This is a genomic window from Pelagibacterium halotolerans, assembly GCF_044811015.1.
In the GTDB taxonomy this organism is placed as follows: domain Bacteria; phylum Pseudomonadota; class Alphaproteobacteria; order Rhizobiales; family Devosiaceae; genus Pelagibacterium; species Pelagibacterium halotolerans_A.
On record NZ_CP085243.1, the window covers coordinates 1,123,928 to 1,147,798 of the forward strand.

General features: G+C 60.9%; 15 protein-coding genes and 1 pseudogene. 6 read left to right on the forward strand and 10 right to left on the reverse strand.

Translation table 11 applies throughout. The annotated features are described in order from the left end of the window. Positions 1 to 82 precede the first annotated feature (82 nt). The gene (locus tag LG281_RS05520) at positions 83 to 1,645 is read left to right on the forward strand and encodes a 4-hydroxyphenylacetate 3-hydroxylase N-terminal domain-containing protein (RefSeq protein WP_404405167.1); all 1,563 of its coding nucleotides are present in this window, start codon (positions 83 to 85) and stop codon (positions 1,643 to 1,645) included. 10 nt (positions 1,646 to 1,655) lie between these two features. Next, positions 1,656 to 2,168 (forward strand): flavin reductase, encoded by a 513-nt coding sequence (locus LG281_RS05525; protein WP_404405169.1) that lies wholly within the window; start codon positions 1,656 to 1,658, stop codon positions 2,166 to 2,168. Between the two features lie 895 nt (positions 2,169 to 3,063). On the opposite strand, the gene ftsH is transcribed toward LG281_RS05525, so the two are convergent. Then, positions 3,064 to 4,935, reverse strand: coding sequence for an ATP-dependent zinc metalloprotease FtsH (gene ftsH / locus LG281_RS05530; RefSeq protein WP_404405171.1), 1,872 nt, complete (start codon positions 4,933 to 4,935; stop codon positions 3,064 to 3,066). 319 nt (positions 4,936 to 5,254) lie between these two features. On the opposite strand from ftsH, the gene groL reads away from it, so the two are divergent. Then, positions 5,255 to 6,880 (forward strand): chaperonin GroEL, encoded by a 1,626-nt coding sequence (gene groL, locus LG281_RS05535; protein WP_404405173.1) that lies wholly within the window; start codon positions 5,255 to 5,257, stop codon positions 6,878 to 6,880. 91 nt (positions 6,881 to 6,971) lie between these two features. Here the strand turns inward: groL and LG281_RS05540 are convergent, their stop codons facing one another. Together LG281_RS05540 and ppsA are read right to left on the reverse strand one after the other, a co-directional pair. Next, positions 6,972 to 9,560 carry a cation-translocating P-type ATPase gene (locus tag LG281_RS05540; RefSeq protein ID WP_404405175.1) on the reverse strand — a complete coding sequence of 863 codons (2,589 nt, stop codon included), beginning with the start codon at positions 9,558 to 9,560 and terminating at the stop codon, positions 6,972 to 6,974. 20 nt (positions 9,561 to 9,580) lie between these two features. After that, positions 9,581 to 12,052 (reverse strand): phosphoenolpyruvate synthase, encoded by a 2,472-nt coding sequence (ppsA, locus tag LG281_RS05545; protein ID WP_404405177.1) that lies wholly within the window; start codon positions 12,050 to 12,052, stop codon positions 9,581 to 9,583. 167 nt (positions 12,053 to 12,219) lie between these two features. Here ppsA and glk point away from each other — a divergent pair, with 167 nt between their 5' ends. Beyond that, entirely contained in the window at positions 12,220 to 13,245 is a 1,026-nt protein-coding gene (glk, locus tag LG281_RS05550) for a glucokinase (protein ID WP_404405179.1), read from the forward strand. A gap of 12 nt (positions 13,246 to 13,257) precedes the next feature. Here the strand turns inward: glk and LG281_RS05555 are convergent. Continuing rightward, positions 13,258 to 13,550: pseudogene (locus tag LG281_RS05555) on the reverse strand (transposase); the annotation flags it as partial. A gap of 225 nt (positions 13,551 to 13,775) precedes the next feature. Here LG281_RS05555 and LG281_RS05560 point away from each other — a divergent pair. Both LG281_RS05560 and LG281_RS05565 read left to right on the forward strand, forming a co-directional pair. Beyond that, positions 13,776 to 15,812, forward strand: coding sequence for an FAD-dependent oxidoreductase (locus LG281_RS05560; protein WP_404405181.1), 2,037 nt, complete (start codon positions 13,776 to 13,778; stop codon positions 15,810 to 15,812). 1 nt (position 15,813) lies between these two features. After that, on the forward strand, positions 15,814 to 16,842 hold the full coding sequence (locus LG281_RS05565; RefSeq protein ID WP_404405183.1) for a proline racemase family protein: 1,029 nt from the start codon (positions 15,814 to 15,816) through the stop codon (positions 16,840 to 16,842). A 30-nt stretch (positions 16,843 to 16,872) separates the two neighbouring features. On the opposite strand, the gene LG281_RS05570 is transcribed toward LG281_RS05565, so the two are convergent. The 6 genes from LG281_RS05570 to LG281_RS05595 form a co-directional block, all read right to left on the reverse strand. After that, on the reverse strand, positions 16,873 to 17,844 hold the full coding sequence (locus LG281_RS05570) for a LysR substrate-binding domain-containing protein (protein WP_404405185.1): 972 nt from the start codon (positions 17,842 to 17,844) through the stop codon (positions 16,873 to 16,875). 74 nt (positions 17,845 to 17,918) lie between these two features. Next, positions 17,919 to 19,265, reverse strand: coding sequence for an NAD(P)/FAD-dependent oxidoreductase (locus LG281_RS05575; protein ID WP_404405187.1), 1,347 nt, complete (start codon positions 19,263 to 19,265; stop codon positions 17,919 to 17,921). Continuing rightward, positions 19,266 to 20,039: an NAD(P)-binding domain-containing protein gene (locus tag LG281_RS05580; RefSeq protein WP_404405189.1), complete on the reverse strand. Its 774-nt coding sequence runs from the start codon at positions 20,037 to 20,039 to the stop codon at positions 19,266 to 19,268. After that, positions 20,039 to 21,547: an aldehyde dehydrogenase gene (locus tag LG281_RS05585; RefSeq protein WP_404405191.1), complete on the reverse strand. Its 1,509-nt coding sequence runs from the start codon at positions 21,545 to 21,547 to the stop codon at positions 20,039 to 20,041. The genes LG281_RS05580 and LG281_RS05585 overlap by 1 nt, the downstream gene beginning before the upstream one ends. A gap of 3 nt (positions 21,548 to 21,550) precedes the next feature. Further along, on the reverse strand, positions 21,551 to 22,468 hold the full coding sequence (locus LG281_RS05590; RefSeq protein WP_404405193.1) for a dihydrodipicolinate synthase family protein: 918 nt from the start codon (positions 22,466 to 22,468) through the stop codon (positions 21,551 to 21,553). A 102-nt stretch (positions 22,469 to 22,570) separates the two neighbouring features. After that, a complete protein-coding gene (locus tag LG281_RS05595; protein WP_404405195.1) occupies positions 22,571 to 23,869 on the reverse strand; it encodes a TRAP transporter large permease in 1,299 nt (432 codons plus the stop codon). Positions 23,870 to 23,871: the final 2 nt, after the last annotated feature.

The following is a 23,871-nucleotide window of genomic DNA, read 5'->3' on the forward strand; positions in this document are numbered from 1 at the left end:
TCTGTCCATGTTCATCAGCCCCATCGCGACACATCATAATTAACATGTGAATGAGGCATACCAACGAGAGAGGGAGGGTGCCATGCGCGCCGAGGACGTCAGGGCCGACAAGCAACGGCCGTTTACCGGTCAGGAGTATCTCCAGTCGCTACGCGACGACCGCGAAGTCTATATCAATGGCGAACGGATTGCGGACGTGACGACGCATCCCGCCATGCGCAATTCCGCCCGGTCGATCGCGCGGTTATACGACTCGCTTCACGACGAAAAGTCCAAAGACCGGCTGACCGCGCCGACCGACACGGGCTCAGGCGGTTACACGCACAAATATTTCCGCGTCGCACGCTCGAGCGAAGATCTGGTCGCGCAGCAAGGGGCCATCGCCGATTGGGCCCGGATGACCTATGGTTGGATGGGCCGGACCGCCGACTACAAGGCGGCGCTCATGAACACGCTAGGTGCAAACGCGGACTGGTATGGCGAGTTCAAGGACAACGCGCAGGCCTGGCACAAGCGCGCGCAGGAATCCGTTCTGTTCATGAACCACGCTATCGTCAATCCGCCAATCGACCGGCACAAACCGGCTGATGCGGTCAAGGACGTCTTCGTCCATATCACCAAGGAGACCGACGCCGGCATCTACGTTTCGGGCGCCAAGGTCGTGGCGACGTCCTCGGCGCTGACCCACTACAACTTTCTGGCACAAAGTTCGGCGGCCGTTACCGAGGATCCGTCCATGTCGGTGATGTTCATCCTTCCGATGAACGCGCCGGGGGTCAAAATGTTCTGCCGCGTCTCCTACGAGCAGACGGCCAACACGGTCGGCCATCCCTTCGACTATCCGCTGTCGTCCCGCTTCGACGAGAACGACGCCATCCTCGTGCTCGACAACGTGTTCGTGCCCTGGGAGGACGTTTTGGTGCTCCGGGATGCCAGAAAGATCCTGTCCTTCCACCCGGCATCCGGCTTCATGCACGGCTATTGCTTCCAGGGCTGCACGCGGTTCGCGGTCAAGCTCGACTTTCTGGCCGGTCTTCTTGCCAAGGCGTTGCGGGCAACCGGTGGCGATGCGTTCCGGGGCAATCAGGCGATGCTGGGCGAGCTTATCGCCCTGCGGCACCAGTTCTGGTCGTATTCGAACGCTATGGCGTACAACCCCATTCCTTGGGCGGATGGCGCGGTGTTGCCCAATCTCGAAGCAGCGCTGAGCTACCGCACCTTCATGTCGGAAGCCTATCCTAAAGTGATCGATATCGTGCGCCGCGTCGTCGCATCGGGCCTGATTTACCTGCCTTCTTCGGCCAAGGATTTCACCAATCCCGCGATCAACGACTATCTCGCCAAATACGTTCGCGGCTCCGACGATATGGGACACATCGAGCGTATCAAGATCATGAAGCTCTTGTGGGACGCAACCGGTTCTGAATTCGGCGGGCGGCACGCACTTTACGAACTCAACTACGCAGGCTCGCCCGAAGAGGTGCGTTTGCAGGTGCTGCGCGGCGCGGAACGCGGCGGAACGCTCGCTCAGATGGAGGCCCTGGTGGATCAGTGCCTCGATGATTACGACGAGAGCGGTTGGACCGGAGACACATGGCTACCGCCGCTCGACGCCGCCGCACCTGTGAACAAAGCCGCCGAATAAAGGAGGCGATATGTCCACCCCCGTTTCCAAAACCGAATTTCGGGACGCAATGGCCCGGGTCTGCGCCCCGGTCAACGTGATCACGACCAACGGACCAGCCGGGCGTGGCGGGTTCACCGCCACCGCCATGTGCTCGGTGACTGACGAGCCTCCAACTCTTCTGGTGTGCATGAACACACGTTCGGCGCAAACCGCCCTTTTCACTGAAAACGGCCGCTTCTGCGTCAATGTGCTGACCCAGGAGCACAAGGATCTCGCCGCACGGTTTGCCGGAGGAGAACAGGATATGGTCAGCCGCTACGCAGCGGCCGACTGGTTCGAGATGGCCTCCGGCAATCAGGCTCTCGCCGACGCGATCGTTTCGTTCGACTGCCAGATTACCGATGTTCATCGGGTTGGCACGCACAACGTGCTGATGGGCCAGGTTTCGGACATCCGCTGCCGCAGAGATGGACACGCGCTTCTCTACTTCGACCGGAACTATGTCCACGTCCCGACACAAGCCGGCAGCTTCGGCGGATAAGGATGCTTCGTGCTCTACAGCCATGGGTCGACCATATTAGGACAAGGCACGGTAGGCCGTGTTTCCAGGACCGTCGAGGTGCTGTGGCAAATCGCTGGTCGGTCGAAATTTGGACGCATAGCTGATCTCAATGCAAGGGTATGTTGAGATTCAACGCAAACGTATCGCGGTTGCAGCGACATAGATCATTGCACGATAGCTATCATCGGTTACGATATGGCGCCATTTGCATATCTCTTCATCGATATCGAGGGGCTCTCGCCTCTGTGACCGCTGCGCGATAACGATCTTTGCACCCTGCGCGTTCAGGCGGTCCAATTGCTGTCGTAGGTTTGTCCTCGAGCAGCGCCCCGAACTCGATCCCAGAGATCAGTGGCGCAACACCAACGGTGTCGTACCGATTACCGGTCAGAAGGGTGAAACGGACAAGATTTCCGAGTGCGTCCGTCAGGGCTAGGATCTTAGTCGTCCACCCGCGTTTGGGCTTTCCGATGGCCTGATTTTGAGTCCCCCGTTAGCGCCGTGAACATGGACGATGGCGGCATCGCTCATGGCATACTCTATGTCCGGATCGTCTGATAATACATTAAAAATCCGCTTGAAGACGTCCCCCCCCTCTGCCCAGTAGCGAAAACGCTGGAACACCGTGTTCCAATTATCCAATTCCGCCGGAACCCGCTAGGTAGGCGACAGGTAACACCAGTGCAACGACCGACGCCGCAACGAGCGTCAAGAGGTAAAGCGGTCCAGGATGATGGCCGCACCGCTGGCCGTCGCCGCCGTGCAAACCTGTTGCATATCGCTCGAAGAACGGACTGTGCCTCTCCTCGCCCTGCCAGTCATTGGTCCGTGTCAACTACACTTTGACACTGAGAACAAGGCTGCGCGCAACGCATCATCCGTGTCGAAATCCAGAAGGGGCCGGATTGCCATCTCTTTCGTCAGGCGATCGCCGCACCGCCGTTTGGCTAGCCGGTGGGTTTAGCGCCGGGAAGTCGTCGGGCGTTAGGACCTCGCGGGTCAACAGCAGTTTGGCTCCTGCCTCGAGTTCGTCCGCTCGCTCAAGGAGAATCTGTCTGGCGGAATTGTACGCCGTATCGATCAAGGCCCGTATGGCCGTGTCGATTTCCCGGGCTGTCTCCTCGGAGTAATCTCTTATCTCACTGGCGAACCGCGTGTCCGAGAGCCAGGCTGGAGGTGCCCTTTCAAATGTGCGCTGTCCCACCGCCTCGCTCATGCCATACCGACAGACCATCTGCCAGGCGATATCCGTGGCCTTGGCAAGATCGTCGGTGGCTCCTGTCGAGATCTCCCCAAACGTCAATTCCTCGGCAGCCCGCCCCCCGAGGAAAACGGTCAGCCGGTTTCTCAGTTCGGTCGCAGTCACGAGATACCGGTCCTCGGTGGGCCGCTGGAGCATATGCCCGAGCGAACCAATGGTCCGCGGGATGATCGAGACTTTTTGCACTGGATCGACACCAGGTAAGGCCGACGCGACCAGCGCGTGTCCCATCTCATGGTAAGCGACCCGGTGGCGCTCTACGAGCCCCAGAATGCGGCTGCGCCGTTCAATGCCAGCGACAATGCGCTCGATGGCGGCGACAAAATCGTCCAACGCAACTACACTCGCGTCCCGACGGGTCGCACACAGCGCTGCCTCGTTAACGAGATTAGCGAGATCGGCACCAGTGAAGCCCGGTGTCAGCCCCGCCACATCCTCGAGCTTGAGTTGCGGGTCGAGCCGTACATTGCGGGCATGGACCTCCAGGATGGCTGCGCGCCCCATCCTATCGGGGAGATCGAGGGCCACCTGACGATCGAAGCGTCCTGCACGCAACAATGCGGGATCGAGAATCTCAGGCCGATTGGTGGCACCCAAAAGCACAATCCCGACACGCGGGTCGAACCCGTCGAGTTCCGCCAGAAGTTGGTTGAGCGTGTGCTCCTTTTCGTCATTCCCCCCGAACCCGCCAAAAGCTCCGCGCGCCCGGCCCAAGGAATCCAATTCGTCGATGAATATGATGCACGGGGCGGCTTTGCGGGCCTGTTCGAACAGGTCCCGGACGCGCGCAGCGCCGACGCCCACAAACATCTCCACGAATTCCGAGCCGGAGATCGAAAAGAAGGGAACACCCGCCTCCCCTGCGACGGCACGCGCCAGCAATGTCTTGCCGGTGCCGGGCGGTCCGATGAGTAGAATGCCTTTGGGCACATGGGCGCCTAGGCGGCCATAACTTGCCTTGTCTTTGAGGAAATCAACGATCTCCTTGAGTTCGAGTTTGGCCTCCTCGACCCCCGCTACGTCAGCAAACGAAACGCCAGTGTCGGTTTCGACATAGACTTTTGCACTCGATTTCCCAATCGATGTGAGCCCACCGATGCTCTGGCCGGCAATGCGACGGAAGAACAGCGCCCAGATTCCGATCATAATGACGGCCGGCACCGTCCAGGAGAGGATGGCGGCGAACAGCGTGTTTTCGGTCGCCCCCGTCACCTCCACACCAGCCGCCTCAAACCGATCAGCCACATCGGTATCCACGCGCCGCGCCGTGAAATAGCGGAACCCATCCACCGGCTGCGCGAATTCACCCTCGATCATGCTTTCGGAAATCGTGACCGAGACAATATTCCCGCTATCAAGTTCGTCGAGCGCCTTCGAATACGAAAGGCGCGTGGTCGAGGAAACCGCTGGCCACAGCTGGATGGCAAAGATCAGCAGGAGCGTGCCAAAAAAGAAGGCTATATTGACCAGTTGCTGACGATTCATACTCGGCATCCCGCATCTGCCGGACCGTTCAAATCCATTGACATCTCCCGGGGAATGCAAACGCGTTTGTTCGCCCCCTCCTCCGCAATCACCCGGATACGCAGTTTTCATGCGCGTGTATTATCGGAGGAGGAGGTAACAGGCACACGTTGGGCACGTAACGCCGCGTAACAATCTGTAATAAATTCCGGGTGCGGGCCTGTTTGCGGCACACAAGCACATGAGTCTTTGACGCCGATCAAATACACGCCGGCTGTCGCGCGCCATGATTTCGCGCACATGGCGCCTCCTCGGCGCGGTTCAACTCGGGAATTCGCATATGGCCAAGAATGTTCTGTTTCGGTCCGCGGCACGCGAAAAGGTTCTGCACGGTGCCGCACAGCTCGCCAACGCTGTGCGAGTCACACTCGGACCGCGGTCAAAATCGGTGTTGATCGAAAGGAAATGGGGCGCCCCGATCGTCTGCAACGACGGCGTTACAATCGCCAAGGAATTCGAGCTCAAGGACCCAGAAGAAAACCTCGGCGCACGCATGCTGCGCCAGGCGGCCGAGCGCACGGGCGAAATGGTCGGCGACGGCACGAGCACTGCAACGTTGCTTGCTCACGCGATCCTTGCCGACGGCATCCGCAATGTCGTCGCCGGTGCGAGCGCGGTCGACATAAGGCGCGGGCTCGATCAGGCGTCCCGCCGCGCCATCGAAACGCTCAAGTCGATTTCCAAGCCCGTCTCCACACGCCTCGAAAAGGCCCAGATCGCAGCGCTTTCCGCCCACAACGACGCTGCCATCGGCCAACTGGTCGCCGATGCGATCGAGAAGATCGGTAACGAAGGCGTGGTGACGGTTGAAGAATCCAAGACCACGGATACCGTGCTCGAGGTCGTGGAGGGTATGCAGTTCGACCGGGGATTCATCTCGCCCTATTTTGTGAGCGATCCCGAAAAAATGGAGGCCGTACTCGAAAATGCGCTTGTGCTGGTCGTAGACAGCAAGGTCTCAACCATGACCGACATGATCGCGCTTCTGGAAACGGTGGCCAAATCGGGCCAGCCGCTCCTGATCATCGCCGAAGATGTCGAGGCCGAGGCACTGGCCACGCTCGTGGTCAACCAGTTGCGCGGCACATTGAGGAACTGCGCTGTCAAATCGCCGGGATTCGGCGATCGGCGCAAGGCGATACTCGAAGACATCGCTGTTCTCACCGGTGCTCAGGTCATTTCACACGAACTAGGTTTTCGACTGGAGAATGCAAAACTCGAGCAACTCGGACGGACCGAACAAGCCGTCATCGATAAGGACACAACCACGATCATTGGCGGCGCGGGAGACAAGAAGGCTATCGACGGTCGGATAGAACAGATCCGCCGCCAGATCGCCGATACGACGAGCGATTATGACAAGGAGAAACTCGAAGAACGCCTAGCCAAGCTCTCGGGCGGTATTGCTGTCATCCGTGCCGGTGCGCCCACTGAGGCCGAAATGAAGGCCAAGAAGGACGCGCTGGACGACGCGATCAGCGCGACCAAAGCCGCGATTGCCGAAGGTATCGTACCTGGCGGCGGGTTGGCCCTCTTGCGTTGCATCTCCGCGGTTGCGGAGGAAGAGACCAAATGCGAGGGCGACGTGCGCACCGGCGTTCAAATTCTGAAGCGCGCGCTTGAAGTGCCAGCTCGGCAAATCGCCGAGAATTCGTCCATGGACAGTGGCGTCGTCATTGCGAAAATGCTTGAAGCCAAGTCGGGAACAATTGGCTTCGACGCCAGCCGGCAGCGATATGTCGACCTGATCGAGGAAGGGATTATCGACCCGACCAAAGTGGTCCACATCGCGCTCGAAAATGCCGTCTCGATCGCCGGGACGCTGCTTCTGACCGAAGCAACGATGACCGAGATCCCGGAAGAGCCCGAAAACAGGGCACGGGCGATACCAGATATGGGGATATAAGCCCGAGCACCCGCCCTGCGGCCGACCGGTAGCGCGGAGTGGGCATAGCGCCAAGTCTAGTAATGGAGCGTTTCGGTGCTTTTTTCGCTGGTTATCGCTCTGCCAGGCGGCAGGAAGCGACGCCCAAACCAGATTGAATGACGAGGAGCGGCAGGAATGCTGCAACAACAGCCAGCGCCCAACCTGCCGCACCAGGCATGGTATTGCCGATGACGAAAGCAGCCGCAGGGATCTCAACGACGGCGGCGATCAGCCCCGTGCACACACCCAGCGCGCCCCAGACGAAAGGGTTGGCCACGACCTGGTTCCGAAACAGGTCGACCGAGGCGCGGCGCATATTGAAGACGTGCAAGAGCTGCGCCAACCCGAGTGTGACAAATGCGATGGTGCCGGCCTCGGCGTGGGAGAAGCCCAGCCAGGTACGCGCCAGAATGAAGGCACCGAGCGTCGCCACGGTAATGACGGCACCATAAAGCACGATGGCGATCCATCCGTCGCGCATGAGCAGGGGTTCTTTGGGATCACGCGGCGGGCGGCGCATGACGTCGGGGCTCCCTTCGCCCAGCCCCAACGCAAAAGCCGGAAAGACGTCCGTAACGAGGTTAAGAAAGAGGATCTGCAGCGGCAGCAGGGGAAGCGGCAGGCCCACGAGCGTCGCGAAACCGATGACGGCGATCTCGCTGAGGTTGCACGAGAGCAGATAGGTTACGAAAATCCGGATATTGTCGAAGGTTACCCTTCCCTGCTGCATGGCCGCCACGATCGAGCCTAGCGCATCGTCCCGCAGCACGATATCCGCCGCCTCGCGCGCGACCTCCGTGCCGCGCTGCCCCATGGCAACCCCAACGTCGGCCTTGCGCAGCGCGGGCGCATCGTTGACCCCGTCGCCGGTCATAGCGACCACCTCCCCGCTGCGCTGGTAGAGTGCGACCAAATCCAGCTTTGTTTCGGGCGTGACGCGCGAGAGCACCGCAGCGCCAATGACCTCCCCTTCCTGCCCCGGTTCAAGCGCGGCGAGATCGCCCATCTCGGCAGCGTCGAGTGCGGTGTCCTCCTCGCCGAAAAGGCCAACATCCCGCCCGATCGCCCGCGCGGTTTCCTTATGGTCGCCGGTGACCATGACCACGCGAACACCTGCATCCTGGCACGCTGCGATTGCCTCACGCACGCCGTCGCGTGCCGGATCGCTCAGCCCCGCGAGGCCAATCAGCGTAAGAGCGGCGAAGGGCTCGGCATCGGGCTCGTCCGTCTTTCGAAACGCCAACGCCAGCACGCGCAGCCCTGCGCTGGCCATCGCGCTGCTCTCCGCGAGCCAGTTTGCGCGCGCCGTATCGTCGAGCGGCCGTGCCGCCTCTCCAGCGAGAACCTCTACAGCGAGGCCGATCACCGCCTCCGGTGCCCCCTTTACGGATATCAGGTATCCCGATCCGCTCCTGTTGACGCTCGCCATCATCTTGGTGGCGTGGGAAAAATCGACCTGGTGATGCTCGGGATAGTCCTCAAGCAAGCGCTCTCGGCCAATCCCCGCTTTACCGGCTGCTGCACGCAGTGCGGCGTCGATTGGATCAGCTTGTCCTCCGGCACCGCTAGAGTCGGCCGTACACAGCGCCGCGACCGTCAGCGCCATTTCCCGTTCGGAATCGCCGGTTTGCGGATCGCGCATGTCATGCACCCCGGCACTGAGGCGCAGTTGGGCGAGCGTCATTCTGTTTGCCGTAAGCGTACCCGTCTTGTCGGCGAGAATGACCGTCGTCGCGCCGAGCGCCTCAACGGCAGATAGCGTACGCACGACGGCATTACGTCGGGCCATCCGCCACATGCCTCGCGCCAGAACGAGTGTCGCTACGACCGGTAACCCCTCGGGCACGGCAGCCACTCCCAGCGCGATGGCGGTCTTGCCCATATCCTCGGGGTTTTGTCCGGCAAGGATACCCATCACAAACAGCACCACGATCAGCGTCGCCGTCGCCCAGACCAGTTGTGCACCGAGCCGGTTGAGTTGGGTGAGGAGCGGTGAGCTCTCAGGCTGCGCGTGCCCGGCCAGTTCCGCGATGCGGCCGAGTTTGGTCTTCATGCCTGTGGCGATAACTATCCCTGCCCCCGAGCCGCGGGTGACTGCAGTGCCCTGGAAAGCCATTTCATCGGCATCAGCCTCTGACTCACCGACGCCCTTTGCAACGGGCACCGACTCGCCGGTGAGCGCAGATTCATCACACTGGAGATTGGAGACCTCAACGAGTTTCAAATCTGCGGGCACGATATCGCCGGCAGCGATCAGCACGCGGTCGCCGGGCACGATGTCGCGCGAGCGGATCACCTGCTCGTGCCCATCGCGAACGACCACCGCGTTGGGGACCGTCAGATCGCGCAGCGACTGCATGGCGCGCATCCCGCGCAACTCGCTGGAAAACCCTATCGCCGTGTTGATCACCAGAACTAGGGCGATTGCGGCGGCTTCGATCAGATCACCCGTAAAGACAGAAAATGCTGTCGCTACGACCAGGATGAAGACAATGACGCTCTTGAACTGATCGCTGAGGATGGCCCATGCGCTCTTTGCCCGCATCCGGCGCAGAAGGTTCGGTCCATATCGGGCAAGCCGCGCATGAGCCTCGGCGGTTGTCAGTCCACCGAGATGCTCCGGGGCATCAGGAGCGGGCAATGGCGCGAAGGCCGTCATTCTTGCTCTCTTTAGACGTTTCAGAGGGTGGTACTGCCGTGAGGGCGCGTGGCGGCTCCTCCCCTCTTGCGTTCGCGCTCACTCTTGCCGGATGGTGCCAATGCTTTGTGCATCAGCGCTTCAACCGAGGCGACCCGGCGTTTGACGGCGATAAAGCTGTCCGGGCTCACGGAGATCGAGTCGATCCCGCATTCGACAAGGAATTCGGCAAAGTCCGGGTGGTCGCTCGGGGCTTGCCCGCATAACCCGATCTTGTCGCCCTCCCTATGCGCGGCCTCGATTGCGTGAGCGATCATCCATTTGACCGCAGGGCTTTGCTCGTTGAACTGTTCGGACAGAAGCTCGGAGTCCCTGTCGACGCCGAGCGTCAGTTGCGTCAGGTCGTTCGAGCCGATGGAGAAGCCGTCGAAGCGCCGGGCAAAGTCCTCGGCGAGGATCACGTTGGCCGGGATTTCAGACATGACGTAGACCTCAAGTCCGTTCTCGCCCCGCTTGAGGCCATACTCGGCCATGACTTCGAGCACCTTGTCGGCCTCGCGGACCGAACGGCAGAAAGGGATCATGACGACGACGTTGGTGAAGCCCATATCCTCCCGCAAGCGCTTGATCGCTCGGCATTCGAGCGCGAAACCCTCGCGGTAGTGCTCGGAGTAGTACCGCGACGCACCCCGGAACCCGATCATGGGGTTCTCCTCGTCCGGCTCGAATTCGCCGCCGCCGATCAGACCGGCATATTCGTTGGTCTTGAAGTCGCTCAACCGCACGATGACCGGCTTGGGATAGGCGAAGGCGGCGATGCGGGACAGCCCGCGCGCTAGTCTGTCGACGAAGTATTCCGCCTTGTCAGCGTAGCCGCGCGTCAACTCTGCGATTTTGGCCTTTGCCGCAGCGTTCTTGAGCGTATCGAATTTCAAAAGCGCCATCGGGTGCGCACGGATTGCGTTATTGATGACGAATTCCATTCGCGCAAGCCCCACCCCGTCCATAGGCAGTCGCCACCAGCGGAAGGCCGCGGCTGGGTTGGCGAGGTTGAGCATGATCTGCGTCTTAGTTTGCGGGAGATCCGAGACGTCGAGCTGGTGCTCGGTGATCTCGGCACGCCCTCCGTAAACAAACCCTTCGTCTCCCTCTGCGCAGGAGAGCGTGATCTCCTGGCCCGAATGCAGCAGGCGGGTCGCGTCACCCGTGCCGACGATCGCTGGCAAGCCCAGTTCCCGGCTGACGATCGCGGCATGCGACGTGCGCCCGCCATGGTCGGTGACGATCGCGGAGGCGCGTTTCATGATAGGCACCCAGTCCGGATCGGTCGTTCGAGTAACAAGGATTGCGCCGTCGACGAACTGATCGATATCCTTCACGTCCTCGATCAGGCACACGTCGCCCACCGTGGCGGCGTCGCCAATGGCTATTCCACGGGTCAGCACCTCGCCCTTGCCGGTGACGCTGAACGAGCGGAATACACCCGCAGCCCTATGCGCCTGGACAGTCTCGGGCCGCGCCTGAACAATGTACATCGTGCCGGTTTCCCCGTCGCGTGCCCATTCCATATCCATGGGGCAGCCATAATGCTCCTCGATCGCCACCGCCCAGCGCGCGAGGGTGAGGATCTCATCGTCCGCAAGCACATACTGCTCGCGCTCGGCCTTGGAGGTAGGGACGACCCGGGTCGGCATTTCGCCGCGCCCGTAGATCATCTTGATCGCCTTGGCACCGCGCTTCTTTTCGATGACCGGCACGCGCCCAGGTTCCGCCAAAAGCGGTTTGAAGACCTGATACTCGTCTGGATCCACAGCACCCTGAACGACATTTTCGCCCAACCCCCAGGCGGCGTTGATCAGAACCACCCGGTCGAACCCGGTTTCAGTATCGATGGAGAACATCACCCCGGATCCGCCGGTATCGGAACGCACCATCAGCTGAACGCCGATCGAAAGCGCAACCTTCATGTGGTCGAAACTCTTGGTCTTGCGATAGCTGATGGCCCGGTCGGTAAAGAGCGAGGCGTAGCAGCGGCGGCACGCATCGAGCAGCTGCCTTTCGCCGGAGACATTGAGAAACGTTTCTTGCTGTCCAGCAAAGCTGGCGTCGGGCAAATCCTCCGCAGTCGCACTGGAGCGGACGGCCACGGCAGGATTTTCCTGGCCCACGCGCGCGCCGAGTGCACGATAGGCCTCCACAATACCGTCCGCCACGGCATCGGGAAGGTCTGCGTCAAGGATCATGGACCGGATCTGCTTGCCGGCCTCGGCAAGAGTAGCCGCGCCGCTTTCCCAGCGCGCGATCTGCCCCGCTATGCCGGCGGGCAAGTCGGCGGCTTCAAACGTTCGCCAATACGCCGTTGCCGTGGTTGCGAATCCAGGCGGTACGGCGATGCCTTTGGGTTCGAGCGCGCGGATGAGTTCCCCGAGCGATGCATTCTTGCCCCCTACCGCGGCGACCTCGCCGCGGCCGGTGTCCTCAAACCATACGATCAGCTTTTTGTCAGTCTCCACAGCCGCCTCGCCATCGCAGTTGACTGCGCGGCAGGGTCGCCGCGCCCAGGTGGTGACATTAAGGGTAGAGAGCGGAACCGGCTTTGATACGGATCAAACGCGGCCGCCCGCGCTCGTGCTATTCGGGAAGGCAGGTTGGACCGATACCATTTTACGAGGATGAGCCGATGCCGCCCCTTGCTGACAGCACTTCGCACGCCGATACGCGCCAATCCGGCGCCTATCGCCCCCGCGCTCTGGTGGCTGATATCGGGGGGACGAACATGCGGTTCGCGCTCTCGGACCTCGATGAGCTGACGATCTCCAACTATGCGCTCTTTAAGAACGACCTGTTCGCCTCCCCTTTCGAAGCGCTGTCAGCCTATCTCAAGACCACGCCTGAGCGTCCCGACCATGTCGGCTTTGCCATTGCAGGTTCCGTCGAAGGCGATAGCGTAACGCCGACCAACAAGCGCTGGACGCTGACCGCAGAGGAGGTCCGGCGGGCGACCGGAGCCAAGGATGTGTGCTTCATCAACGATTTCGAGGCTATCGCGCTTTCCCTGCCCACTCTGCCACGCGAGGACCGCGTGCAAATCGGCGGCGCGGTTTCGCGCAACACTGCCCCGATGGCCGTCCTTGGCCCAGGTACAGGGCTCGGTGTTGCAGGGCTCGTGCGCGGGCCCGACCGGGACATTGCCCTTGCTGGTGAAGGCGGCCATGTCGGGTTCGCTGCGCGGACGGCGGAGGACTTCGAGATCGTGCAGGCACTCCAGGCCGATCTCGATTTCGTCTCCGCCGAACAGCTCATTTCAGGGCCCGGTCTCGTTGCACTCTACCAGTTGCTCTGCGAGCGCCATGGGCTGACAACGCCCTCCGTCACACCTGAAGACGTGGTCAAAGCTGTCGACGAGAACGGTGACGTTCACGCCAGGCACGCGCTCACGCTCTTCGCGCGATGGCTCGGCAGCTTCGCGGGGGATGTTGCGCTAACCTTCGGCGCACGCGGCGGTGTCTTTATCGGCGGCGGAATTGCGCCGCGCATTCTGTCCGTGCTCAAGGACGGCCCTTTCCGCCAAGCCTTTGAAGACAAGGGGCGGCTCTCGCGCTACCTCGAGGCTATTCCGATCCATGTGATCACGACGCCCAATGCCGGCCTCAAGGGCGCAGCGCTCGCCGTCTCAGATCGCGCCGCCCGGCCGAGTCGCGGCTAGAACAGATTCGACTTATTCCGGATCATATGCCGCCTTCGGGGTGAATGCTGTGAGGCAGTCGGCGACGACGGACAAGAGTTCGTCGATGGTGCGGGCTGCGGCCTTCCCAAGAAGGGCTTTGAGTTTTGAGAAAGCCATCTCGATCGGGTTAACGTAGGGAGAATAAGGCGGCAGGAACAAGAGCCCTGCGCTAACCTTCTCGATCAGCTCGCGCGCACCGCTGATCTTGTGGCTGGCAGATTGTCCATGATCATGATGTCGCCGGGGCGAAGCTCCGGTGCGAGAACCTGCTCGGCATAGGATTCTGATTGTCTGACCAGGTTACCCGTATTCTTCTCGCGACACCCGCCTCGAGCAGCGCATTGTACGCTGCCTCCCACCACAGGTCCGCAGACCCCCGCCAGCCGCTCTCGTTCATGGTCCGCTCCATATGCCCATCGTATTGAAATGTACATAATCGTCAACACAATTGACACTAATGTACATTTCCAATTATGCTTCCGGCAAATCTCTAGCCCGGAGCCCGGCCGATGTCGAACGACCCCCTCCTTCAGCCGTTCCAGCTCAAGCATCTCACACTGCGCAATCGCATCATCATGACGGCGCACGAGCCGGCCTATCCGGAAGAGGGCATGCCCAAGGCGCGCTACCGCGCCTATCATGTCGAGCGCGCCAAGGGTGGGGTCGCCATGACCATGACGGCGGGTTCGGCGGCCGTTTCCAAGGATAGCCCTCCGGTCTTCAACAACCTGCTCGTCTACAAGGACGAGGTTGTGCCGTGGATGAAGGACATGACCGACGCCGTGCACGAGCAGGGTGCCGCCATCATGATCCAGCTGACCCATCTCGGCCGCCGGACGCGCTGGGACAAGGCATTCTGGCTGCCCGTCGTCTCACCCTCGCACCGCCGCGAGGCGTCCCATAAAGCCTTCCCCAAGAAGATGGAAGACTGGGACATCGAGCGGATCATCACCGATTACGCCGACGCGGCCGAACGGATGAAGGCCGGCGGCATGGACGGCATCGAGCTGCAGGCTTATGGCCATTTGATGGACCAGTTCTGGTCCCCCCTGACCAACGAGCTCGATGCTCCCTATGGCGGCTCGCTGGAAAACCGGCTGCGCTTCACCTTCGATGTTCTCAAGGAAATCCGCAAGCGCGTCGGCCCCGACTTCATCGTCGGGGTGCGCTATACGGGCGACGAGATGCTTGAGGGCGGGTTGACCAAGGCGGATGGCCTGGATATCTCCAGGCGCCTCAAGGAGAGTGGCCTTGTCGATTTCCTGAACGTCGTCCGGGGGCATATCGACACCGATGCCGGGCTGACCGACGTCATCCCGATCCAGGGCATGGCCAATTCCCCGCATCTCGATTTTGCAGGCGAGGTGCGCGCCGCCACCAATTTCCCCACCTTCCATGCGGCCAAGATCCCGGATGTAGCCACTGCGCGCCACGCGATCGCCTCGGGTAAGCTCGACATGGTCGGCATGACCCGTGCCCACATGACCGATCCCCATATCGTGCGAAAGATCATCGAAAGGCGCGAAGATGACATCCGGCCCTGCGTCGGCGCGAACTATTGCCTCGACAGGATCTACCAGGGTGGCGCTGCCTACTGCATCCACAACGCGGCGACCGGGCGCGAACTCGACATGCCGCACACGATCGCGCGGGCGGAAACGCGCAAGAAGATCGTCATCGTCGGCGCGGGCCCCGCGGGCCTCGAGGCCGCGCGGGTCGCCGGGGAACGGGGTCACGAGGTCGTCGTCTTCGAGGTGGCCCCGGATCCCGGCGGCCAGATCCGCCTGACCGCGCAGAGCGAGCGGCGCAAGGAAATGATATCCATCATCGACTGGCGCATGGCACAATGCGAGAAATACGGCGTCACCTTCCACTTCAACACCTGGGCCGACGCCGGGACCGTTCAGGCGGAAAACCCCGACGTCGTCATCATCGCCACGGGTGGCATGCCGCATACCGAGGTCCTGACCAAGGGCAACGAACTGGTCGTCTCGAGCTGGGATATCATCGCCGGCGATGTGAAGCCCGGGTCCAATGTGCTGGTCTTCGACGACGCGGGAGATCATGCCGGGCTTCAGGCCGCCGAAATCCTCGCTGATGCTGGAGGCAGGGTCGAAATCATGACCCCTGACCGGTCCTTTGCGCCCGAGGTCATGGCGATGAACCTGACCCCTTATATGCGCGCGCTCCAGAACAAGGAGGTGACCTTCACGGTCACCTACCGCCTCGAGGCTGTCGAAAAGGACGGCAACCAACTGATTGCGTATGTGGGGAGCGATTATGGCGGGGTTTCCAAGCAACGCACCTTCGACCAAATCGTGGTCAATCACGGCACCGTCCCCCTCGACGAGATCTATTTCGACCTCAAACCGGCGTCCACGAACCTCGGCGAGGTGTCCTATGAGCAACTGATTGCGGGCGTTCCCCAGTCTGTGATCCGTAATCCCGATGGCGGTTTTCAGCTGTTCCGGATCGGCGATGCAGTCTCTGCCCGCAACACCCATGCCGCAATCTACGACGCGCTCCGGCTCATGAAGGACATCTGACATGCGCTCATCCAAGACCATTCATGTGATTTCAGCCCATGCGGAGGGCGAGGTCGGCGATGTGATCGTCGGCGGCGTCCTTCCTCCTCCGGGTGACACGATCTGGGAGCAGAGCCGATGGATCGCCCAAGACCAGACGCTTCGGAATTTCGTCCTGAACGAACCGCGCGGCGGCGTCTTTCGGCATGTCAACCTTCTGGTGCCTCCTAAGCATCCTGAGGCGCAGGCGGCTTGGATCATCATGGAACCTGAAGATACGCCGCCAATGTCCGGCTCCAATTCCATCTGCGTTTCCACCGTTCTGCTCGATGCCGGCCTTGTCGAAATGACCGAACCGGAGACCCATCTGGTGCTCGAAGCACCAGGCGGCCTTGTCCGCGTGCGGGCGGAATGCCGCGACGGCAAGGCCGAGCGCATCTTTGTTCAGAACGTGCCGTCCTTCGCCTCCCGCCTCGATGAGACGCTCGAGGTCGAAGGCCTCGGAACGCTGGCCGTCGATACCGCCTATGGTGGTGATAGTTTCGTGATCGTGGACGCTGCGGCGCTAGGGTTCTCGCTCAATGAAAGCGAAGCGCACGACATCGCAAAGCTTGGCGTCAAGATCACCAATGCCGCCAATGCGCAGCTGGGCTTCGAGCACCCCGACAACCCGGATTGGCGGCATATTTCCTTCTGTCTCTTCGCCGGCCCGCTTTCCCAGGGAGTGCAGGGCCTGGAGGCCGGTGCTGCTGTGGCGATTCAGCCCGGCAAGGTTGACCGGTCGCCTACAGGCACCGCGCTTTCCGCCCGCATGGCGGTCTTGCATGCGCGTGGCCGGATGAAGACGGGAGATCGCCTCACCACGCGCTCGCTTATCGGCTCAACCTTCTCGGGCAAGATCTTGAGCGAGGCGAGTGTTGCCGGCCATCCCGCCATCAATCCGGAGATATCCGGCCGCGGCTGGATCACCGGCATCCACCAGCATATGCTCGATCCATCCGACCCTTGGCCGGGAGGATACAGGCTCTCCGACACATGGGGCGCGCGTTAGTCGCGCCCTAGCCGAGACAATCTGCAGAGCCTACTGCTGTGCAAGCACTTCAAGACGGCTATTTTGCTTCGCGCCCGCAAGACCGGATAAGACGAAATCGATAAATTGGCGCACGAGGGGTCTTTCCAGCGATGCGGCGTTCAGCTTGAGGTAGTAGCCACGATCCACTTGGAGGGGGGCGTCGAAGAGGCGGCAGAGCCGGCCCGCACTAAGGTGTGTGTTAACAAGGTGATGCCAGCCAAGAATGACGCCCCCTCCATTCACAGCGGCATCCAGCAGTAGAGGATAGTTGTTGGTGACCAGGGAAGGTACGGGGAGAGAAATCGCAACACCTGTTGCACGACACCAATCTTCCCAGGTTACAGGGTGCCAGCCGATTGCATTGGCGGACCAATGGGTGCGATGCAATTCGAGCAGATCCGCGCGTTCAAGGCTGTTCGGGCCATCGAACGGGCCGTGCGTTTTCAAGTATTGAGGACTGCACATTGGCTCGACCGTCTCGGGGAAGAGATAGTAAAGCCTTTCGCCGACATCGCAGCGCTCGTTGCCACAGATTATGGATACATCGACTTCGTCGAAGTTCCGCAATGCGTCGTCCTCGTCCGAGGCCAGCATCACGAACCTCACGTCCGGATTGTGAGCCCGAAACTGCTCGACAAAAGGCTGCAACCAGCAAGCCACAGCGGCATTTGTACCCGAACAGGTGATCACTGCGACATCCGGCGGCGACACGATCGCGTCGATACCATCGCAGATATTGTCAAGTCCTCGGCTGACGGCTCTCAGCAGGCTTTCACCGGCGGGCGTCAGTTCAAGACTATTGTGCTTTCGTACGAAAAGGGTGGTGCCGAGAGCCTTTTCCAGCCCACGGATCTGCTGGCTTATTGCCGCCTGCGTGACATTGAGTTCGGTACCCGCCATGGTAAAGCTCAAATGCTTCGCGGCCACCTCAAAAGTGGCAAAGGATCCGAGCGATGGAAGATATCGGCGTTTGGGCAGCATGGCTCAGGTTAAACATTCTTGCTGAATGCAGCAAGCGTGCGACTCTACGGTGGCCGCACCCGCGCCTGTGCGCATCATTCGTGTCTCGCCCGCCATCCCTTCCAGTTCAGATATGCTGTCGCGCCCAATTTCGCCAACGGAGAAGGCGGGAGAACCGATGGTTTCGCTTGCCGCTCAAAGAACTTGGTAATGACAGAACGTTCCCCGCTGGCAAGTTCCGCCGCGGCGATTCCGGTCAATGTTCCGCGCGTCGTCCCCAAACCGTTCTGGCAACAGGCAGCATAGACGCCGTTGTCGATCTCTCCCGTCACCGATACGCCATTCTGAGACAAGCATAAGGGTCCCGACCAAACGTATTCGATCCTGACGTCCCGGAGTTGCGGGAAACGTTCATCGAGTTTTCTACGCATGATCTTCGCCGCGCGACGCATCTTGTATTCGGTGCTTTCCATGCCGGGGCAGAATTCGGCGCAGGTCCGAACGGAAATTCGATTCCCCCCCTGCCCCATGTCGATCCGGCGAACCGTCGTTCCCATCGGATCGGACGGCGTGATCCCCCATCTTTGTTGCCCACCGAGGCGACTGAGAGCGTCCGTGCTCAACTCCTCAGTCATACTGGCAAAGAGGAAAATGTGCATGAGGCGGCCGCGCGCGATGCCGAAGCTTTCGAGTTGACCGTTATTGGCGAGAATTATCTTGCCGGTCGAGACGGCCCCACTGGCGGTTTCGACCCGCCAATTCGCGCCTTGCCGTCGAAAGGCGGTAACCGGGCTGTCTTCATGGACGACGACCTGACGTGACAGACCTTGGGCAAAACCCCTGATGTAGCCCGCGGGCTGGAGCATGACGGTCCCTGGGGTATAGAGCCCCGATACGTAGTACCGGCTGCCCGTTACGTCGAACATTGCCTGTTCGTCCAGCATCTCGTAGCACTCGTCGAGTTCCTGCAGATGAGCACCATAAACCTCGTTCTGCGCGTGACTGCTCGCAGTCGCGGCGCCGTTGATCTTGCCGGCCGGATCGAAATAATTGGCATCGATCGCATACTCCTCGACCGCCTCGCGCGCGAACCTGATCGCCATCCGGTTCAGATCGATCAGGGTGCGATCCAGGCCTCTATTCGCACCGACGTAGTTTTCCGAGGCCAGGTTGTGGGGCAGATCGATCATGAATCCCGAATTGCGCCCGGTGCCTCCCTCGCCAACGCGGGTCGCGTCGAGAACGACGATTTTTGCCCCGGGGTTCAACTGAGCGAGACGCCGTGCCGCGGATAGTCCCGCAAAGCCGGCACCGATCACGGTAAAGTCGGCCGTCACATCGCCCTGTAGGGGCACGGCCGGAGGCAGGGTGCCAAGAATTGCATTCCAGGCCGCGCGTCCGGCGAATGCGGGCAGCCTTCTCGCAACGTATTCGCGCTGCATTTACTGATCTTTCGGAGGCAGATGAAGTCTTGCCCGAAGGCTGTCAAGGCCAGCTTCGAGGGTGGCGAGCGTCCCATTGTCCGCCAGCGCCTTGCTCAACGTCTGGTTCAATCCGCCTTCGGTGCCCAATCCAGCGCGCAATTGCGCAAGATCGGTTCCGGCCTCTTGCGTGAGCACCGTGCAGTATGCGCCGACGAGCCCCGCCACATAGCGCGCAGCTTCACCACGATCACCGGTGAACGCCGACAGCCAGCTTGCAGCGACATCGATCTGGTCAAGCAAGGGCAGCAATACACCGGTGGCCGCAAAATGCGCATTGAGCATCGTTTCCGAAGCGCAGGCGTGGATATGCGCATGCGCGCCGAATATTTCCCGGAGGCGGGTATTGTCTGGATAAACCGCCAGTGGCGTGCCGCCCAGAGGCATCGGTGGAAGCGGAATGGCGACGCAGATCTCGGTGGCCGGCGCGCAAAGCCGCCCAAGCTCGGCAATCGGCATGCCGGCCATCACGGAAATCACCGTCTTGCCGCCCTCGAACGTCAGATTGGGCAGTTCTTTGCGCGCGATATCCGCCAGCAGGCAGAGCACTACGACATCGCTTTCGTCCACGACAGTCTGGTTTGGAGCCCGGCGGAGCCCAGGATACCTTGCCTGCAGCTCCATCGAAACCCGCTCGTTGCGTTCGGAGACGACAATGTCATGACCTGCCTCGGCGATGGTTTGAACCATCGCCGAGGCGATCTCTCCGGCTCCGAGGAAGCCAATTCGCGCCATTATTCCACCTCGGAATCCGATGGATCGCCAAGGTCGATCCAGATGGTCTTGAGCTGGGTATACTGGTCATGTGCATGGATCGAGTTGTCGCGCCCGCCAAACCCGGACTGCTTGTAGCCGCCGAAGGGCGTTGTGATATCGCCTTCGCCAAAGCTGTTGACGGTTACAGTTCCGGCGCGAAGCGCACGCGCGCCACGGATCGCGCGGCGTCCGTTGGCGGTGAAGATCGAGGCCGCCAGGCCATACTGGGTATCGTTGGCCACAGAGATGGCCTCCTCGTAGCTCGATACCGTGATGACAGACAGGATTGGGCCGAAGATCTCTTCGCGGGCGAGCGTATCGTCGTTGCTGCCCACGTCGACGATGGTGGGCTCGACGAAGGCGCCGCCGATGTCCTTGCCGCCAAGCACGATCTGGCTCTTCTTCGCCAGCTTGAGATAGCCGCAGACCTTGTCGTAATGCGACTTCGAGACCAACGCCCCCACCCGCACGGACGGATCCAGCGGGGAACCGACGTTCCATTGACGCGCCGCGGCCTTCACCCGTTCTAGAAGATCGTCCTTGATGTCCTTGTGAACGATCAGGCGCGCGGCGGCCGAGCAGTTTTCACCCATGTTCCAGAAGGCGCCATTGACCACATGCTCGGCGACCGAGTCGAGGTATTCCGCGTCATCCATCACGATGCAGGGGTTCTTGCCCCCCATTTCCAGAACGACTTCCTTGAGGTTGCTGTCCGCCGAATAATGCAGGAACCGCCGCCCCGTCGCCGTCGAGCCGGTGAACGACACCATGTCCACATCAGTGTGCTTGCCCAGGGGCTCACCCACGGCGGAGCCGCTGCCGGTCACGATGTTCAAGACGCCGGCAGGGACGCCCGCCTCGTGCGCCAGTTCGGCGATTCGAAGCGCGGTGAGGCTGGTTTCCCCCGCCGGCTTGACCACGAGCGAGCAGCCTGCAGCCAACGCCGGGCCGATCTTCCAGGCCATCATCAGAAGCGGGAAGTTCCAAGGCAGGACGAGCCCCACGACACCGACCGGCTCGCGCACGATCATTGCAATATGATCGTCCGATGCCGGTGAAACCTGATCGTAGATCTTGTCGATCAGTTCCGCGTGCCATTTGATGCAATGAATGGTCTCGGGCACGTCCACGGTCTCGCAATCGTAGATCGTCTTGCCGCTGTCGAGGCTTTCCATCACCGCAAGTTCGTGCCGGTCGCGCGTCATCAGCTTGCACAGCCGGATCAAGACATCCTTGCGCTCGGCAGGATGCATTTTCGACCAGCGGCCATCGTTAAACGCCTCGCGCGCCTTGGCGACGGCGAAATCCACGTCCTCCGCGTCGCACGCCGCCACATCGGCAAGCTTCACGCCAGTCGCCGGGTTCACGGTCTCGAAGGTCTTGCCCGAGATCGCAGGGCGGAAGCTGCCATCGATGAACGCGTTCACCGGCAGGGTCAAATTGGCCGCGATGGCCTCGTATTCTTCGCGGGTCAAAAGGTCACTCATCGATCAATTCTCCGCCTTGATAGCCGCAATGGTAGTTTTTAGGGTTCGGATGACCTGCTCCAACTCCCGCTTGTCATCCTTGTTGAGGCCGCGCAAGGGCGGGCGCATCGCACCGGTCCGCAGGCCCGCCACTTCAGTCCCATGTTTCACGCACTGGATGAACTTGCCGCCCTGTTCGAGCACGCGCATTAGCGGCATCATGGCCGACATGATCCGGCGGCCCTTGGCGAAATCCCCATGCACGACACAGGTCTCGTAGAGAAAAACATGCTCCTCGGGCAGGAAGTTCGAGCCCGCGCAAATCCAGCTGCGCGCGCCCCAAGCGAAAAATTCCAGCGCCTGGTCGTCCATGCCGCAGGACATCTGGATATGGGGATAGTCGCGGGCCAGAAGGTGCACGCGATTGATATCGCCCGAGCTTTCCTTGATGCCGATGACGTTGCGCGACCGGCAGACGCGATCGAGAAACTCCTCACCCATCTCGACGCCCATACGGCCCGGATAGTTGTAAAGGATGATCGGCAGGTCCGCCGCGCGATCGATAGCGAGGGCGTTCAGCGCATTCTCACGCTCGGTCGGCACCGAATAAGGCGGCGTTCCGAGCAGAAGCGCGTCGGCACCCATATCGCGCGCGCCTTTTGCGAGCGCGATCGAGTCCGGTGTCCGCATGGCACCCGTGCCCACGATCAGCGGTAGACGGCCATTCAGCCTGTCCTTGATAAAGCGGGCCAGTTCAAGCCGCTCTTCCACTGTCTGCGCGTAGTTTTCGGCGGTGGACCCTCCGGAAATGATCCCATGGACACCGTTTTCGACGAGGTGCTCGACGATGTCGGCCAGAGCGTCGAGATCGAATGCGCCGTTGTCGCCGAACGGCGTTACGATAGGCGTGTAGATTCCTTCAAGCGTGAACCTGAATGTCATTGCGTACTTCCATTGACCATATGTGTCGGTTTCGGGAGGCGTTGAGCGCCTCCCGACATTGCTCCGCATCGAACCGGCGGACGGGGTGATGCCGGCTTGCCTTTACGGCATGAACCCGAGAAGGCGCGGCAAGAACAAGGCCAGCGGCGACCAGTAGGTCGTGACGAGCATGACCGGGAATGCCGCAAAGGCCATGAAGTAGAGCGCGGGTTTGATGACTTCGGACATCCCCACATTGCCGACCCGGCAGGCCATGAACAGGATTGGCGCCATCGGCGGACTGTTTGCCCCGATCACGATGCTGGTCCCGATGATCGCTGCAAAATGAACCGGGTCCACGCCAATCTCGGCCATCACCGGCACCATCAACGGGCTGATAATGGCGATCACGCTCACGTCGTCCATGATCATGCCGATCAGGACAAGGAAGATGTTGACCATGAACAGGATCAGCAGCGGATCTTCAAACGTGCCCAATAGAATATCCGTCAGTTCCTGCGGCACGCGCTCCAGCGTGAGGATGCGGCTCGCAACGAAGGAAAAGACAAGAATGATCATGATGACGCCGGTCGTCGCCGCCGCATGGATCATCGACTCCGCGATCTTGCGGAAGCTCAGTTCGCGGTAGACGAACAACCCTACCGGAATCGCGTAAACGACAGCGATTGCAGCGGCTTCGGTCGGCGTGAAGAACCCGCCATATATGCCGCCCAGAATGAGAACCGGCAGCATCAGGGCCGGAAGGGCACGCCATCCGGTTGAGGCGCTTTCCGAAAGCCGCATGCGGAACGGCACCTTCTCGTCATTGCCGCCCAGATTGCGCTTTACATGCACGATGTTGAAGATCGAAAGCGCGATCATCAAAAGGATGCCCGGCCCTATGGTTGCGAGGAAACACGCCGCAACCGATTGCCTTGTGACAACGGCGTAGAGGATCATCGTGATCGAGGGCGGGATCAACAGACCCAGCAACGACGATACGCCAAGCAGCGCACTGGTATAGCCGCGTGAATAGCCGTGCTTTTCCATTGGATCGAGCATGATCGATCCAATGGACGCAACCGCGGCAGAGGCGGTGCCGGAAATGGCGCCGAAGATGCCGCAGGATACGACCATGGACGTCCCCATGCCGGTCTTGGACCGCCCCACGACCGCTTCGACGAACTCGACGAGGCGGCGGGCAATGCCACCCGATTGCATGAGATAGCCGGTCATCACAAACAAGGGCAGCGCCACCAGGATGACCGAATTGACGGACCAGAATCCCGTCGTCATCAGCGAAGAGATATCGACATCGTAGAGGATCGAAAGGATCAGGGTCATGGCCGCGAATGAGAATACGACCGGGACGCCGATCATCATCAAGACGACGACAGCGACAATTGCGATTATTGCGCCCATCC

Excerpts from the sequence above, each read along its gene's own strand:
- LG281_RS05520 (WP_404405167.1), top strand. The coding sequence starts at position 83 with ATGCGCGCCGAGGACGTCAGGGCCGACAAGCAACGGCCGTTTACCGGT.
- LG281_RS05525 (WP_404405169.1), top strand. The coding sequence starts at position 1,656 with ATGTCCACCCCCGTTTCCAAAACCGAATTTCGGGACGCAATGGCCCGG.
- ftsH (WP_404405171.1), bottom strand. The coding sequence starts at position 4,935 with ATGAATCGTCAGCAACTGGTCAATATAGCCTTCTTTTTTGGCACGCTC.
- groL (WP_404405173.1), top strand. The coding sequence starts at position 5,255 with ATGGCCAAGAATGTTCTGTTTCGGTCCGCGGCACGCGAAAAGGTTCTG.
- LG281_RS05540 (WP_404405175.1), bottom strand. The coding sequence starts at position 9,560 with ATGACGGCCTTCGCGCCATTGCCCGCTCCTGATGCCCCGGAGCATCTC.
- glk (WP_404405179.1), top strand. The coding sequence starts at position 12,220 with ATGCCGCCCCTTGCTGACAGCACTTCGCACGCCGATACGCGCCAATCC.
- LG281_RS05560 (WP_404405181.1), top strand. The coding sequence starts at position 13,776 with ATGTCGAACGACCCCCTCCTTCAGCCGTTCCAGCTCAAGCATCTCACA.
- LG281_RS05565 (WP_404405183.1), top strand. The coding sequence starts at position 15,814 with ATGCGCTCATCCAAGACCATTCATGTGATTTCAGCCCATGCGGAGGGC.
- LG281_RS05570 (WP_404405185.1), bottom strand. The coding sequence starts at position 17,844 with ATGCTGCCCAAACGCCGATATCTTCCATCGCTCGGATCCTTTGCCACT.
- LG281_RS05575 (WP_404405187.1), bottom strand. The coding sequence starts at position 19,265 with ATGCAGCGCGAATACGTTGCGAGAAGGCTGCCCGCATTCGCCGGACGC.
- LG281_RS05580 (WP_404405189.1), bottom strand. The coding sequence starts at position 20,039 with ATGGCGCGAATTGGCTTCCTCGGAGCCGGAGAGATCGCCTCGGCGATG.
- LG281_RS05585 (WP_404405191.1), bottom strand. The coding sequence starts at position 21,547 with ATGAGTGACCTTTTGACCCGCGAAGAATACGAGGCCATCGCGGCCAAT.
- LG281_RS05590 (WP_404405193.1), bottom strand. The coding sequence starts at position 22,468 with ATGACATTCAGGTTCACGCTTGAAGGAATCTACACGCCTATCGTAACG.
- LG281_RS05595 (WP_404405195.1), bottom strand. The coding sequence starts at position 23,869 with ATGGGCGCAATAATCGCAATTGTCGCTGTCGTCGTCTTGATGATGATC.